Consider the following 1,034-nt stretch of genomic DNA (forward strand, 5'->3'; position numbering starts at 1 on the left):
GCTGCCCTCCCGCGCCCGAGCGAGGCCTCGCACCACGAGCACAAGCACCGCCCATCCTCAAGCTGCCCTCCCGCGCCCGAGCGAGGCCTCGCACCACGAGCACAAGCACCGCCCATCCTCAAGCTGCCCTCCCGCGCCCGAGCGAGGCCTGCCGCATCGTGGTTCCATGCGGCCGCACCCTCAAGCTCAAGCGCGAAGCACCGGTCAGTGCTGGTCGGCGCTGGTTTCCGACCTTGGGGTGGTCGTAAACCACACCCCAAGGTCGTAAAACGACATGACAGCCATCCCACGGAAGCACAGCCGACCCGGGAATCGGGGACCCCTCGGGATCGCGGGTGTGGTGGTGCACAGGTAAGAGCCTGGCGGCAGTCATTGTGGACGTCCGGCAGGAGCATTCTGGCAGGCACGATGGGAAGGGCAGGCGCAATTGATCGCCGCGAGCCTGGACAGGCCACAACAGGTCCCGGCGGACGCGGCGAGCCCCGGCGAGTCCCGGCGAGTCCCGGCATCTCATGCCGCCGGTGTGCAGCCAGCGCACCCCGAGGGACGATTCCCGGCGTCTCCCTCTCGAATGCGGCGGTCCGGGCGGGAGGACTCGGCTGCTCGCCTGACGGGGCACCCTTCTCGGGTCGACGATTCGACACTTCCGACGACGGTACGTACCTTCTGATCAACGATTCGTACTCCTATGGGACGGTACGTACCTCTAGGTGCCTGTGTTGTCTCATGACTTCTGGGACTGTTGGATCTCATGACATCTGGGAGTGTCAGAAGTAGTGAGATTCTGGGGCGGTGTGGGTGGGGTTGGGTTGGGGGATGGGTTATGCAGTTTCGCCGTTCAAGCGTCAGCGCATCATTGAGTTCGACTCGCGGGTTGCGGGTGTGAGCGTGGAGGAGTTCTGCCGGCAGGTGGGGGTTTCGAAGTCCTCGTTCTACCGGATCCGTAAGCGGGCCGAGCAGGAGGGACCGGGGGCGGCGCTAGTCGCCCATTCCAGGGCGCCGCTGCACCCGGCGCGCCGTTGGGATGAGCAGGT

1 protein-coding gene is annotated in these 1,034 nt (G+C 66.0%); it reads left to right on the top strand.

The features are described from left to right. Positions 1–816 precede the first annotated feature (816 nt). The coding region (locus ACGLYG10_RS15675; protein WP_139240950.1) for a helix-turn-helix domain-containing protein at positions 817–1,034 on the top strand (218 nt) is incomplete at its 3' end.

The sequence above is a fragment of the Actinomyces glycerinitolerans genome (assembly GCF_900098745.1).
GTDB classification, from domain to species: domain Bacteria; phylum Actinomycetota; class Actinomycetes; order Actinomycetales; family Actinomycetaceae; genus Actinomyces; species Actinomyces glycerinitolerans.